Origin of the sequence: Mycolicibacter virginiensis (genome assembly GCF_022374935.2) — a bacterium.
GTDB classification, from domain to species: domain Bacteria; phylum Actinomycetota; class Actinomycetes; order Mycobacteriales; family Mycobacteriaceae; genus Mycobacterium; species Mycobacterium virginiense.
This window is the reverse complement of record NZ_CP092430.2, coordinates 648,372-661,452: the sequence shown is the minus strand read 5'-3', so window position 1 is coordinate 661,452 and position 13,081 is coordinate 648,372. Positions and strand designations below refer to the sequence as shown.

18 protein-coding genes are annotated in these 13,081 nt (G+C 66.2%); 9 read left to right on the top strand and 9 right to left on the bottom strand.

Annotation, left to right across the window (positions count from 1 at the left end; genetic code table 11):
- Positions 1 to 32: 32 nt before the first annotated feature.
- Genes MJO54_RS03245 through MJO54_RS03235 form a run of 3 tightly spaced genes read right to left on the bottom strand, consistent with a single transcriptional unit; the run spans position 33 to position 3,053 of the window.
- Positions 33 to 557, bottom strand: a complete 525-nt coding sequence (locus MJO54_RS03245; protein WP_434085440.1) for a DUF3592 domain-containing protein — start codon at positions 555 to 557, stop codon at positions 33 to 35.
- 2 nt (positions 558 to 559) lie between these two features.
- The gene (gene menD, locus MJO54_RS03240) at positions 560 to 2,212 is read right to left on the bottom strand and encodes a 2-succinyl-5-enolpyruvyl-6-hydroxy-3-cyclohexene-1-carboxylic-acid synthase (protein ID WP_046283244.1); all 1,653 of its coding nucleotides are present in this window, start codon (positions 2,210 to 2,212) and stop codon (positions 560 to 562) included.
- 10 nt (positions 2,213 to 2,222) lie between these two features.
- The gene (locus tag MJO54_RS03235) at positions 2,223 to 3,053 is read right to left on the bottom strand and encodes an alpha/beta fold hydrolase (RefSeq protein WP_046283243.1); all 831 of its coding nucleotides are present in this window, start codon (positions 3,051 to 3,053) and stop codon (positions 2,223 to 2,225) included.
- 71 nt (positions 3,054 to 3,124) lie between these two features.
- Here MJO54_RS03235 and MJO54_RS03230 point away from each other — a divergent pair, with 71 nt between their 5' ends.
- The gene (locus tag MJO54_RS03230) at positions 3,125 to 3,814 is read left to right on the top strand and encodes a sensor domain-containing protein (protein ID WP_233428660.1); all 690 of its coding nucleotides are present in this window, start codon (positions 3,125 to 3,127) and stop codon (positions 3,812 to 3,814) included.
- 4 nt (positions 3,815 to 3,818) lie between these two features.
- On the opposite strand, the gene MJO54_RS03225 is transcribed toward MJO54_RS03230, so the two are convergent.
- Complete coding sequence (locus MJO54_RS03225; protein ID WP_046283242.1) at positions 3,819 to 4,772, bottom strand: o-succinylbenzoate synthase; 954 nt, start codon at positions 4,770 to 4,772, stop codon at positions 3,819 to 3,821.
- A 63-nt stretch (positions 4,773 to 4,835) separates the two neighbouring features.
- On the opposite strand from MJO54_RS03225, the gene MJO54_RS03220 reads away from it, so the two are divergent.
- The 4 genes from MJO54_RS03220 to MJO54_RS03205 all read left to right on the top strand — a co-directional run bounded on the left by MJO54_RS03220 (position 4,836) and on the right by MJO54_RS03205 (position 7,432).
- Positions 4,836 to 5,129, top strand: coding sequence for a hypothetical protein (locus tag MJO54_RS03220; protein ID WP_046283241.1), 294 nt, complete (start codon positions 4,836 to 4,838; stop codon positions 5,127 to 5,129).
- Entirely contained in the window at positions 5,130 to 6,398 is a 1,269-nt protein-coding gene (locus MJO54_RS03215; RefSeq protein WP_052741121.1) for a hypothetical protein, read from the top strand.
- Positions 6,399 to 6,402: 4 nt separating this feature from the next.
- Positions 6,403 to 6,822, top strand: coding sequence for a hypothetical protein (locus MJO54_RS03210; protein ID WP_046283240.1), 420 nt, complete (start codon positions 6,403 to 6,405; stop codon positions 6,820 to 6,822).
- 202 nt (positions 6,823 to 7,024) lie between these two features.
- Positions 7,025 to 7,432 carry a hypothetical protein gene (locus MJO54_RS03205; RefSeq protein ID WP_046283272.1) on the top strand — a complete coding sequence of 136 codons (408 nt, stop codon included), beginning with the start codon at positions 7,025 to 7,027 and terminating at the stop codon, positions 7,430 to 7,432.
- 49 nt (positions 7,433 to 7,481) lie between these two features.
- On the opposite strand, the gene MJO54_RS23800 is transcribed toward MJO54_RS03205, so the two are convergent.
- From MJO54_RS23800 to MJO54_RS03185, 5 genes are all read right to left on the bottom strand, one after another.
- Positions 7,482 to 7,643, bottom strand: a complete 162-nt coding sequence (locus tag MJO54_RS23800; RefSeq protein ID WP_396877002.1) for a hypothetical protein — start codon at positions 7,641 to 7,643, stop codon at positions 7,482 to 7,484.
- A gap of 69 nt (positions 7,644 to 7,712) precedes the next feature.
- The gene (locus MJO54_RS23795; RefSeq protein ID WP_396877000.1) at positions 7,713 to 7,892 is read right to left on the bottom strand and encodes a hypothetical protein; all 180 of its coding nucleotides are present in this window, start codon (positions 7,890 to 7,892) and stop codon (positions 7,713 to 7,715) included.
- Between the two features lie 12 nt (positions 7,893 to 7,904).
- Complete coding sequence (locus MJO54_RS03195) at positions 7,905 to 8,294, bottom strand: hypothetical protein (RefSeq protein ID WP_233428658.1); 390 nt, start codon at positions 8,292 to 8,294, stop codon at positions 7,905 to 7,907.
- 6 nt (positions 8,295 to 8,300) lie between these two features.
- Complete coding sequence (locus MJO54_RS03190; protein WP_046283271.1) at positions 8,301 to 9,152, bottom strand: amidohydrolase family protein; 852 nt, start codon at positions 9,150 to 9,152, stop codon at positions 8,301 to 8,303.
- A gap of 23 nt (positions 9,153 to 9,175) precedes the next feature.
- Positions 9,176 to 9,724 carry a TetR/AcrR family transcriptional regulator gene (locus tag MJO54_RS03185; RefSeq protein ID WP_046283239.1) on the bottom strand — a complete coding sequence of 183 codons (549 nt, stop codon included), beginning with the start codon at positions 9,722 to 9,724 and terminating at the stop codon, positions 9,176 to 9,178.
- Positions 9,725 to 9,804: 80 nt separating this feature from the next.
- Here MJO54_RS03185 and MJO54_RS03180 point away from each other — a divergent pair, with 80 nt between their 5' ends.
- The 4 genes from MJO54_RS03180 to MJO54_RS03165 are packed head-to-tail and all read left to right on the top strand — an operon-like array spanning position 9,805 to position 13,015.
- Positions 9,805 to 10,752, top strand: coding sequence for an aldo/keto reductase (locus tag MJO54_RS03180; protein WP_065152672.1), 948 nt, complete (start codon positions 9,805 to 9,807; stop codon positions 10,750 to 10,752).
- 27 nt (positions 10,753 to 10,779) lie between these two features.
- Entirely contained in the window at positions 10,780 to 11,682 is a 903-nt protein-coding gene (locus tag MJO54_RS03175) for a 1,4-dihydroxy-2-naphthoyl-CoA synthase (protein WP_046283237.1), read from the top strand.
- A gap of 33 nt (positions 11,683 to 11,715) precedes the next feature.
- A complete protein-coding gene (locus MJO54_RS03170; protein ID WP_065152671.1) occupies positions 11,716 to 12,600 on the top strand; it encodes an SDR family oxidoreductase in 885 nt (294 codons plus the stop codon).
- A 10-nt stretch (positions 12,601 to 12,610) separates the two neighbouring features.
- Positions 12,611 to 13,015: a VOC family protein gene (locus MJO54_RS03165; protein WP_065152670.1), complete on the top strand. Its 405-nt coding sequence runs from the start codon at positions 12,611 to 12,613 to the stop codon at positions 13,013 to 13,015.
- Positions 13,016 to 13,081: the final 66 nt, after the last annotated feature.

Genomic DNA, 13,081 nt, shown 5'->3' with positions numbered 1-13,081 from the left:
TGAATTTGAGGACTTTTGGCCCCAACCCCGCGTTACGCCTGAGCTCTGGCCCACCGTCGTTCGACGACATTGCATCCCGCCAACGCCGCGATCCCGATCAGCCAGGCGATCACCGCCACGGATCCGGCCGGGATGACCGCCAGCACCGCGGTACGGTGTTGGACCCGCACCAGATCCGGATCGGACTTGTCATATTCGACGTAAATCCGCATCCCCGTGGCCAATTCGGACGGGTACAGCACGCCGAGCTCGGGGCGGTAGGTGATCCGCTCCGGCGTGACGAACTCGATGGTGGAGCGCCGAAAGCCCGCGTTGAGCACCTCGGCCTCGGCCACCCCCATGTCGCGCTCGATGGTGATGTCGTTGCGCCACGCCCCCGCCACCAACAACACCGACTGCAACGTCACCAACGACACCAGGATCACCACTCCGGTGCGCGCCCACCGCAGGAGACGCGCGGGCCAGGTGTTGCGGGGCAGCGCGCCGTTGCCGCGAATCAAGGTGCGCAGCAACGGCTTCAACGTTCGATAGGCCCTATTGGACCGGTAATCGGGCAGTCTCACAGCGCGGCCTTGATCGCGGCGTGCAGTGTCCGCAGCGATGAGCGGTCGGCCTTGACTTCGAGCACCCGCACGCCGCCGGCGGGCTCGGCGAGTGAGGAGGCCAGGTCGTCGGCCTCGACCTGCTGGAATTCGACGTGATAGGCGTGGCACAACGCGGCGATGTCGACGTCATGCGGGGTGCCGAAGATGCGCGACGAGACATCGGCGAACCGTGGATCTCCTTGCTCGAGCAGCTCGAAGATGCCGCCGCCATTGTCATTGGAGACCACGATCGTCAGCTCCTGCGGCCTCGGTTCGGTAGGCCCGATCAGCAGTCCGGAGCTGTCGTGGACGAACGTCAGGTCCCCGATCAGCGCAATGGTGCGGGCGTCGGGGTTCTGTTGTTCGTGAGCCAGCGCGGCACCGATCGCGGTGGACACGGTGCCGTCGATGCCGGCGACCCCACGGTTGGATCGCACGGTGACGCCGCGGGTGTTCGTGGCGTTGCCCAGCCCGACCAGTGCGGCGTCGCGTACCGGGTTCGAAGCGCCCAGCACCAACTGATCTCCGGGGCGCAGCGCGTCGGCCACGGCGGCCGCCACGTGCAGGCCGGTGGTGAGCGGATGCGCCGCCAACTGGTCACGCACCACGGCATTGGCCTGGGCGTTCAGCTCCGCGCAGCGGCGCAGCCAACCCGGATCCGGTTCCCCGGAAGCGACGGCTCGGGTGCCGGTGGCCTGCGAGTTACCCGACACGTCCGGCCAGCGTGGCCCGGTGGTCAGCGCGTACACCGGCACGCTCGGGTCGGCCAGCAGCGTCGACACCGGGCGGTGCAGGGTCGGCCGGCCGACCATGATCACCTGCTGCGGGCGCAGCAGTGGCAGCGCCAGCGGGTGCAGCGGATTCTCCGGTATCGGGGCTGTCGGCTCGGCGACGGTGGGCAGTGCCGCCAGGTTCGGGTGCGGCCCCGCACCGTGCCCGGCGATCACCACGGTGTCCGGAGACAGGTCGATGTCCAGCGGCTGGTCGAAGCTGACCGGCGGCGTCAGAGTCCAGGAACGCCCGTGAGGCCGGCCCGGCGGCAGCGATCCCGTGTCATCAGCATCGGGCACCAGCGGCTCGCGCAACGGGATGTCGAACTGCACGGGCCCCGCGTTCGCGGTCCGAGATCCGGTGGCAGCGACCAACACTCGGCACACCGCCGAACGCCAGGTGGCGTTGAGGGCATCCATCCGCTCGGGGGCGTCCTCGGCCAGCCCCAGGCTGATGGCGGCGCGCACCTGGGTGCCGAAGTAGCCGAGCTGCTCCATGGTCTGGTTGGCGCCGGTACCCAGCAGCTCATAGGGGCGGTTGGCGCTCAGCACGATCAGTGGCACCCGCGCGTAGTTGGCTTCGACCACCGCCGGCCCCAGATTGGCTACCGCGGTGCCCGACGTCATCGCCACACACACCGGCGCACCGGCGCTCACCGCCAGCCCGATCGCCAGGTATCCGGCGGTGCGTTCGTCGATGCGCACATGCAGGCGCAGCCGGCCGGCCCGGTCGGCGTCGTGCAGCGCGAAGGCCAGCGGCGCATTGCGTGATCCCGGGCACAGCACCACGTCGCGGACACCGCCGCGAATCAGCTCGTCGACGACGATGCGGGCCTGTGCCGTCGAGGGGTTGGTCATTGGTACCAGGTTAGTCGTGCGCCGCAGGCATCGGCGCCCACCGGAAGGGCTTGCCGTCGACCTCGGCGAGGAACTCCAGGGCTGCCTTGTTGACCTGGTCGGGTTTCTCGATGAAACCGAGGTGCCCGGCGTCGGGGATCTCCAGGTAGCGCGCACCCGGGATCGCGTCCGCGACCTCGCGGCTCAGGTGTGCGGGGGTCACAACGTCGTCGCCGAAACCGATCACCAGCACCGGCTGGGTGATGTTGGCGTAAGCGGGCAGCCGGTTGGTCAACGGCGCCACGTCGAGCTGGCAGCGTAGCCCCGGAGTGTTTTTGACCGGCCACATGGTGAACATCGCGATCCAGTCCTTGATCGCGGCGTCATCGCTGAGCGTCTTGGGTGAAAAGCTCTCCAGCAGACGCACTTTGGCTTCATACTCGGCGGGAAGCTCGACACCGGCCTCGGCGAGCTTCGCCTCGGCCTGATAAAAGAACTCCCGAGCGCGGTCGTGGCGGCCACGGGTGGCCATCAGGACAGCGGATTTCACCAAGTCGGGCCGGGCCAGCATCAATTCCTGAGCGATGAACGAGCCCATCGAGACCGCGACGATGCGGACCGGGCCGATGTTCAGCGATTCGATCAGCTGGGCGGTGTCGGCCACCATGGTTTCGGTGGTGAACCCCGAGGCGTTCTCGGTGGCACCGATGCCGCGGTTGTCGAAGGTGATCGGGCGGTATCTGGCGAGCTGGAATTCGCGCACCTGGTGCAGGTGCCATCCGCGACCGGCGCCGCCACGCCCGGCGATGAACAGAACCGGCTCCCCATCCTGATTACGGTCGTCGTAGGCGAGGTTGGTCACCAGAGTGAAGGTACGCGACCCGTCGACGCTTTATGGTGTCAGGATCGCAACTGCGCAGCTGGGGGACGGTGATGCGGATACGGAGCGTCGGACTGGCCTTCGTGCTGATGCTGGCCGCCGCCGTCATGGCCGCCTGCGCACGGGTGACCGGCGGCGTGGCGGTGCCAGCCGACCAGGACGGGCCCCGCCCGGTGACCGCTGCGATGCTGCCGGAACTGTTGCTGAAGGCGACCACGGTCAGCGACATCATGGGCGCGCGCGGTATGCGCATCAAAGACTCGCGGACGCGGATGTTCGATTCGGGCCGCCAGTTTCCCGACCACGACTGCCTGGCGGCGTGGATGCCCGTCGAGAAGTCGGTGTATACCGATGCGGACTGGACCGCGACCCTCACCCAAACCCTCAGCGAGAGTGCGCAAGACCACTTCGTGATTCAGGCCGCGACGGTGTTCGCCACCCGCGATGCGGCACGCAGTTTCTTCGATGCGACCGCCCGCGGTTGGAACTCCTGTGGCGAGCGGACATTCGCGACCGCCAAGGACGGCTACCCGGACACGTCCTGGACGTTCGACACGGTCGCCGACGTCGACTCAACGGTGTGGATGACCCAGCACCAGGACGACAGCGCGGGCTGGTCGTGTCAACGGGCCCTGCGGGTGACCAACAACGTGGCGATCGACGTGCTGGCGTGCAAGCTCTATGTCAGCGACGAAGCCGTCACGATCGCCAATGGGATCGACGCGCGGCTGCCCAGCGTGTGAGTGCTCACCGCGGCAGCAATAGACAGCACGCCTTGACCCGGTCGATCCACCACTGGCGTCGTTTCGGTGAAGCGGCCAGGGCGTGCAACCGCGCGGGGTCCGGAGCTACGGGCTCTACCGGCAGGTAACCGTCCTCTTGTGCCGGTGTCTCTGCGATGTCGTCGACGAACAGCGATCCGGTGCCCAGCCCGCAGGCGTGCTGCAGTTCCGGCAGCGCGGCCGCTGCCCGTAGACCCGTCGCGATACCGACCGCCGAGTCGATCGCGCTGGAGACCACCACCGGGATGCCGATCTGCGCAGCGATCTTCAACAGCGCTGAAATACCGCCCAGTGGTGCGACTTTCAGCACCGCGATATCGGCGGCCCCGGCTTTCGTGACAGCCAGGGGGTCGGAAGCTTTGCGGATGCTCTCGTCGGCCGCCACCGGCGTATCGATGCGACGGCGCAGCTCCGCGAGTTCGGCGACGGTGGCGCAGGGTTGTTCGAGATATTCCAATGCGCCCAATACCTTTGCCGCCGCAACCGCCTGATCGAGCGTCCAACCGCCGTTGGCATCGACGCGCACGGTGGGGATCAGGGCGCGGACGGCTTCGACGCGGGCGACGTCGTCGGCCAAGGTCTGGCCCGGTTCGGCGACTTTGACCTTGGCGGTGCGGGCGCCGGGGAACCGTGCCAGTACCTCGGGAACCCGCGCGGCGTCGACGGCGGGCACGGTCGCGTTGATCGGGACGCGGTCGCGCAGGGGTTGGGGCAGTTGGTGATAGGCGCTTTCCAGCGCCGAGGCCAACCAGTGCACCGCCTCGGGAGGTTGGTACTCGGGGAATGCACCGAACTCCCCCCAGCCGACCGGGCCGTCGATCAGCGCCAATTCACGAACGGTGATGCCGCGAAACTTGACCCGCATCGGCAGCGCCACCACGTGTAGGCGGTCAAGGATGTCGTCGAGGGGTGGCGGCATCGGTCTATGGTGCCGGTTCGGTGGTGAGGTGCGCCAGGTAGGGACAGGAATTAGGCTTCCGTAATGCAAACCCTCCGGGTGAGCGACGCCGCGCTGCAAGCCGAGGCGAGCTGGTGTGGTTCGTTGGCCGGCAAGTTGGCGGGCAACACGGCACCCGCCGGTGTGGTTTCCTCCGCGCTGTCCAGCGCCGCAACGGTCGCTGCCATCAATGCCCTGGTGTCCGTCGCCGGCGCAAACTGCGCGGCGCGAATGCAGGCGACCGCCGCCAAGTTGGCCGCAGCTGCAAACGGATACGCAGTTAACGAAGCTGACGCAGCAGCGCGAATGACTTCGATCGTTCCGCCGACGGTGTGTTAGATGGCGGCCGTTCGGGCGCTGTTGACGTTGTCGCAGGTGCAGGCGCTCGACACCTCTTACCTGCGTGACGCAGCCGACCATTGGGAACGCACCGCCAACCTGTGGGAGGAGTCGTTCACCGATGTGCACCGGCGAGTCTCCGCCCCAGGCGGTACGCCCTGGACCGGCTTCGGAAACGAGGGGGCACAGCAACGTACCTACGGCGACATGGTGAAGGTGCGCACTGCGACTGACCAATTGCACCAGGCCACCGAGATCGCCCGTCACGGTGACCAGGCATTGCAGTTCTGCAAGCGGGAGGTGCTTAGCGCGGTCCGCGAAGCCAACGACAACGGTTTTGATGTCGGCGAGGACTATTCGGTCACCGATCGCTCCCAGGCCAGCTCCCCCGAGCGCCGCGCCGCCCGCCAGACCGCCGCCCAAGAGCACGCTTCATTTATCCGACACAAGGTGGCGGCGCTGGCCACCAAGGACAACGAGATCGCTACCCGAATAGCCTCTGTTACAGAGGGTGTCGGAATCCTGAAGTTCGACGACGAAGAACCTCTCACGCCTCAACGGCAAGAACACGGGATCCAACTCGTAGGCAACGGCATCCCCTTGCCGCAGGCTCCGCACCCTGCCCCGGAGCCGCCGCCGGGTGGTTGGAGCAACGATCCACTAATGCGGGCCGCGCAGAAGATCGCTTACGGCCACGCCGGCAAAATGCACATCGGTGAATTTCCCGGTATCACCAAAGATCAGTTGGCTGAAACGGTCTACGACCTATTCAAACGAAGCGCCGAAAACCCAGGAGATCTCGTCCTCGGGCGGGCCCCCGACGGCGCGCCAGTGCTCTACGATCCCAAGGCCAACGTGATGGTGATTCGCGACCCTAAGGGGCTAGATGCGGGAACTGTGTACAAGCCGAAGGTGCCGAACCTACAAAACTACTTGGACCGCAAGATTCCGACACGCCTCACGTCGATAGCCGCTAACGAACTTTCGGATGGTCCGCTGCCAATTGCGGGCGGAACGCCGGGCGGCGTTGTTCCCTCAGAAAATGCGCCGAGCTCCCCGAAGACAGCCGGGCGACCCCCCGTCGAAGCGCTGCCGGCGCCGCCCACACCTAGTACCAAGTCGGGCGGGGGCGGACCACTTCGGCTTCCCGCTGGGGGCGGACTCCCTTGGGATTCACCCGCGGCAGGTCCGCGGCCCGTCTATCTCCCGGACCGCGCGGATCACCCTCCTGTCTTGGGTGAGGACCAAGACGAAAATCCACTACCTTGAAAGCATGACCATGCCTAAACCGGTGGCAATCGACCTGACCGACGACGAGCTGGTGCTCATGGTGCAAAGTCTCAATGAATACTTCGGCTCAGCGAAGCGAGCCGATTCGGTCTTAGCACCGATAATTGGCTTACCCAGAACAGAAGACTTTGATTCATTCGTAGAGCGGATTATTGAAGCCTTGGAAAGCAAAGAGCCCCTGTTCGACCTGGACTGGGCACGCGCTTTGTTTCTGACCGAAATCGCCTGGGCCAGTGACCTCGTCGGCTCGGGACTCGATTTTGCAACCAACATCCGCGACGAGAAAGCCCTGCCCCTGCTGCGGTCAATCCAGCGCAAAATCAGCAATTACAATCGTTTCGCCCTGCTCCGAGACAACTTTCTTAGACCCCCGCCGGACACACCCCCGCCGGCAGTCGTTTAGGCGTAGCGATCGGATGACCCATCTTGACGAGTATCGACGGTTTCCGGCGGTCGCAGGAGGCGGCGGCGTGATTGATGTTGCGCCGGTCGCCGAAAAGCCAAAGGCGTCCGAAGACACCGGACCACCTAACGATCAGTCCGCTCCCCGCCGTTACTACGATTCCCGCCAGCGGCCATGCCAGTCCGCTCCCTGAGGTGAAATGATGCCTCCGGGTGACTCGCCCCCGACTGGTCGCTACCGGGTCGAAGAGAACGCGCGCCCTCACTGGCTACGCACGGGCTACAGATTCTTCCCTTATGCAGCACAGCAATCCGATCAATGGTGGGTGCTGCGATTCAACTTCGGGTTTCCCGAACACGAGATGTACACCTTATTCGTCGACGGCAACCCGGCGACCGATGTCACAGGGAATCCAGCCAGCCCGGCCCCCCTGATCGCGAGCATCGGTGCACTGCGTCCGTCTGATTCCGAGACGGACGAATCGACACTCGACCCGGATACGGCAGCCCGAGTCGTCAAGGCAGTCGCGCCCTACGCCGATTATGGCAGCGAATACGGCGCCCCCTGTGTCTTCTGTTCGGGCGATCGCGACGGCATGACTCTTGGTTAGCGGGGCCCGCGCCGCTGCATAGGCGCATCCCAAGCGCTGCCGGCGAAGGTCACAACGGTTCGCCGATGTCGGGAAGGAGGGCGATGTCCTGCGGCTTCTCCCAGCTACGAAACACAGCGGCAAGGTCACGGACTCGCCTCTTGGCCCAGGCGACATCAAATTCACTGAGCCACTCGTATTCATATTTGAAGCGTTCCGCGCGTTCGCCCACCTCCCTAGAGGCTTGCCTTCTGACGATGCCCTTGCAGTACCAGTAGAGGACATCATCAAGCCAACCTCCTCAACGCCAAGCTGGCCGCGCTCGTAGAAGGCGTAGTGGCGAACCGGCGTCGGCGACGACGATATTGAGCCCGTCGTTGGTCCGCATCCCGACCGGCATGGAGCGGACCCCCAACTCCGCCGACAACCGATCGATCTCGAGCTGAAGCACCTTGGATCCGTCGTCCGCGGGGTCGTCCATGCTGATGAACCACTAGCGATCGCGTGACGATAACGCAGCACGCGCCGCTTCGAAATGGGTGTCGAACAGGGCTTTTCTCCAAGCCCATAGTGCATCGTCCCCCGCCGCCAGGGGCGGCGGACCTAGATCGTCGGTCACATCACTGAGCGCCAGCATGTAGCGCCAAGTTTTGAATCCATCGTCAAGCCCAAACTTATTCGGCGCATCCAACGGAGCCAGCAAGAAATGGAGTCCGCCCTCTCGAGATGACCAGCACAGTTGAAGTTTGCAGTCCGGGCCGCGGTAGAAGGCCGCCCACGCTGGGGACTCGCCGTACTCGAGATCAGAGTCGACCCATTCAATGGCGAAGCCACGGGCCGCCAGTGTCGAAGACATGTAACGCTCGACGTCGATAGGGCTCATAGCCGTTTATTCACCTCCATAGACCCTGGAATCCCTACCGCCGTCCAGCTTGAACACCCGCTCGGCGTTCCCCCGCAGATAATCCACCCGGGCCTGATCATCAAGCCCGAGCTCATCCAAGCCGTCCAAAGCATGGGCGTGCATGATCATCGGATAGTTGGTGCCGAACAACACCTTTCGCTGCCCGGTGCGGGTTCGCATGAACCGGATCAACTCCTCCGGGAGCCGCTTGGTGGTGTAGGCCGAGGTGTCGATGTAGACGTTCTCATGCTTGCGGGCGACCGCGACCATCTCCTCAGTCCACGGATAGCCGACGTGTCCACACACGATCACCAGCTCCGGAAAGTCCAGTGCCACTTGGTCGATGTAGGGAATCGGGCGACCGGTTTCCGACGGTCGCAGGGGGCCGGTATGCCCAACTTGGGTGCAGAACGGCACGCCGAGTTCTACGCATTCGGCGAACAGTGGGTAGTAGCGCCGATCGGTGGGAGGCGCGTTCCACAACCAGGGCACCACGCGCAGTCCAACGAATGCGTCGTCGCGGACCCGGCGGCGCAGTTCGCGGACGGCCTCCATCGGACGGTCCAGGTCGACCGTGGCCAGTCCCGCGAACCGATTCGGGTGTGCTGCGACCCATTCGGCGACTTCCGCATTGGAGACCAGGTCCATGCCGTTGGGTCCGCGCCAGGCACTGAGCAGCCCGAAATCCACGCCCGCGGCGTCCATCGCCGACACGGTGGCCGCGATGGGGATCTCCTCGTCGGGCATCGCACCGCCGGTCCAGCGTCGCAGCGAGGCCAACATGTCGTGATCGAGGAACCGCCGGGTCGGGTGCTGCATCCACACGTCGATGGTCATCGACTCCACCGTAGACAGAGTGATCAGCCGGTGGCGGCCACTCCGGCAACGAGCAGATCCAGCAAGCGCCCAGTCTGCTCGGGCGAGCCGCTGGTCAAAAAGATGCCGATCAGGCTCGACACGACGTCGTCGGCGCGCACATCAGCGCGCAGACTGCCGTCCTGCGCGCCGGCCCGCAGCAGCAGATCGACCGCGCCGACGATGCGCTCACGTGTCTCGTTGGGCTCCATCGCGCCGGACTCGACGATGGCGCGCAACGACTCGGCCATCCCCCGCTTGGCGGCCACGAAGCCGGCGTAGCGGTCCATCCAGCGACGCAGCGCCACCTTCGGCGGGTGGCCGGTGACCAGCTGTTCGGCGACGGCCGCGACGTCGCCCAGTTCAGCGCGGTAAACGGCCTCGACCAGTGCCTCGCGGTTGGGAAAGTGCCGGTAAAGCGTGCCGATGCCGACACCGGCGTCACGGGCGATCGACTCCAGCGGAACCGGACTCCCATCGGATCCGCCGAACGCGGCGGCGGCGGCCGCCAACAGCCGCTCTCGGTTGCGGCGGGCATCGGATCTCCCAGCCAAAGCGGAGGTACCTCCGTTTCTGTTACGCTGCCTAAGCGGAGGGTCCTCCGCATCTCTACCAGTGTCTCACTAGGAGCACCATGACAGACCAACTCCAGCCCGGCAGCCTCGCCCGAATCGGCACAGATCAGGTGGCCCGCGTCGGCTACGGCGCCATGCAGCTCGACGAGAAGGTTTCCACCGACGACGCCATCGCGGTCCTGCGCCGCGCTATCGAGTTGGGCGTCAACCACATCGACACCGCGTCCTTCTATGCCGGTGGCGAGGTCAACCACCGCATCCGTAAAGCACTGGCGCCCTACCGTGACGAGCTGGTCATCGTCAGCAAGGTCGGCGCCGCCTACACCGGCGTCGGCCCGGTACCGCTGACCGCCGCCCAGAAGCCCGCCGAACTGCGCGCCGCCGTCGAGAACGACCTGCGCCAACTGGGTCTCGACACCGTGCCGGTGGTCAACCTGCGGCGTTACGACCTCGGCCCCGCCCCGGCACCCGAGGGCGATCAAAACGTCGACCTCGACGACCAGCTGGCCGAGATGATCGCGCTGCGCGACGAGGGCAAGATCGCCGCAATCGGTATCAGCAGCGTGGGCCTTGACGTGCTGCAACGCGCCCTGCCAGCCGGCATCGTCTGCGTCCAGAACGCCTACAGCCTGCTCGACCGCACCCAGGAAGACGCGCTCGACTTCTGCGCCGACGAGGGCATTGCCTGGGTGCCGTACTTCCCGCTCGGCTCGGCGTTCCCCGGCTTCCCCAAGGTCACCGACCACACGACAGTCCGCGAGATCGCCGACGAAACCGGTGCCACCCCGGCCCAGATCGGACTGGCCTGGCTGCTGACCACCTCGGCCAACACGTTGCTGATCCCGGGCACCGGATCGATCGCGCACCTGGAAGAGAACATGAAGGTGGCCGACATCGTGCTCAGTGACGACGCCATCGCCCGACTGGACGCGATCACCGCACCTGGGCAGGGCCCGGACTACGCCGCGAGCCTGCGGGAAGCGTTCCGGCAAGCTCCGGCAACCTGACGCCGCCGCCCCGGTACGGTCGCAGGCGTGAGCAGCAACCCTTTTGACGAGAGCATCTGGCGCACGGTCGACGGCTTCGCCGACCTGACCGACATCACCTACCACCGCCACGTCACCGACGCCACCGTCCGCGTGGCATTCAACCGCCCCGAGGTGCGCAACGCGTTTCGGCCGCACACCGTCGACGAGCTGTACCAGGCGCTGGACCACGCCCGGATGTCTCCCGACGTCGGCGTGGTGCTGCTGACCGGTAACGGGCCGGCGCCCAAGGACGGCGGCTGGGCGTTCTGCTCCGGCGGGGATCAGCGCATCCGTGGCCGCAGCGGCTACCAGTACGCGTCCGGCGACACCGCCGACACCGTCGACGTCGCCCGCGCCGGGCGGCTGCACATCCTGGAGGTGCAGCGGCTGATCCGGTTCATGCCCAAGCCGGTGATCTGCCTGGTCAACGGCTGGGCCGCCGGCGGCGGGCACAGCCTGCACGTGGTGTGCGACCTGACCCTGGCCAGCCGCGAGCACGCCAGGTTCAAGCAGACCGACGCCGACGTGGGCAGCTTCGACGGCGGCTACGGATCGGCGTACTTAGCCCGACAGGTGGGCCAGAAGTTCGCCCGCGAGATCTTCTTCCTGGGCCGGACCTATACCGCCGAACAGATGCACCAGATGGGCGCCGTCAACGAGGTCGTCGACCACGCCGAGCTGGAAGCCACCGGCGTGCAGTGGGCCAAGGAGATCAACGGCAAATCGCCTCAGGCGCAACGCATGTTGAAGTTCGCCTTCAACCTGCTGGACGACGGACTGGTCGGCCAGCAGCTGTTCGCCGGCGAAGCCACCCGACTGGCCTACATGACCGACGAAGCCGTCGAGGGCCGGGATTCCTTCCTGGAGAAGCGCGATCCGGACTGGAGCAGGTTCCCCCGCTACTTCTAGGCGCGCGGTTCGCCCCGCATAGACTGGCTAACCATGAGCCGAAGCCCGATGCGCCGCCTGACCGACCAGATCACGCTCGCAACCATGCGTCCCCCGGTCGCCGCGCAGCTGATGCACCGGCCCGGCACCAAGCCCGTCGACCTCGCCGGCAAGCGGGTGCTGGTGACCGGGGCGTCCTCGGGCATCGGGGAAGCCGGCGCCGAACAGTTCGGGGCAGCGGGCGCCACCGTGATCGCCGTGGCCCGCCGCCAAGAAAACCTCGACGCACTGGTCCAGCGGATCACCGCCGCCGGCGGCACCGCTCACGCCATCGCGTGCGACCTGTCGGACCTCGCGGCGATCGACGCCCTGGTCAAGGACGTCGACGAACGCTTCGGCGGAGTGGACATCCTGGTCAACAACGCCGGCCGGTCGATCCGCCGACCACTGGCCGAATCCCTGGAACGCTGGCACGACGTCGAGCGGACCATGCAGCTGAACTACTACTCACCGCTGCGGCTGATCCGCGGGTTCGCTCCGGGGATGCGCGAGCGCGGCGACGGCCACATCATCAACGTCGCCACCTGGGGCGTGTTCACCGACTCCTCCCCGCTGTTCGGCGTCTACAACGGCTCCAAGTCCGCACTGAGCGCCGTCAGCCGGGTCATCGACAGCGAATGGGCCCGCTACGGCGTGCAGTCCACCACGCTGTACTACCCGCTGGTGAAGACCCCGATGATCGCACCCACCGCGGCGTTCCAGGGCAAACCCGGACTCACCGCACAGGAGGCCGGCGCGTGGATGATCGACGCGGCGAGATATCGCCCGATCCGCATCGCACCGCGGCTGGCGCTGGCGTTCCGCGCTCTGGACAACCTCAACGCCGGTTGGGCCACCGCCATCGTCAAGCGGAACCGGATCGAGCCCGTCGACGAGTGAGGGCGGACTGATGGAAATCCTCGCCAGCCGGGTCTTGCTCCGGCCCACCGACTATCAGCGCTCGCTGCGGTTCTATCGCGACGAGATCGGGCTGGCGATCGCCCGCGACTACGGCGCGGGGATGGTCTTCTACGCCGGACAGTCGCTGATCGAACTCGCCGGGCACGGCAACCCCGAACACGCGGACGCGAACTTCCCGGGGGCGCTGTGGTTGCAGGTCCGCGACGTCGCCGCCACCCAGGCCGAACTGCAGAGCCGCGGGGTCCTCATCACCCGGGAAGCGCTCCGCGAACCGTGGGGGTTGCGTGAGATGCACGTCACCGATCCGGACGGCCTGACGTTGATTTTCGTGGAGGTTCCCGAAGACCATCCGCTGCGCCGCGATACCCGCCAGGACGGCCGCCGCAAGCCCTGAGGTTAACGACGGGGAAACAGTTCGAAACGTCTCGACATACACCGGCGTTTCGCGACGGTGATCGTT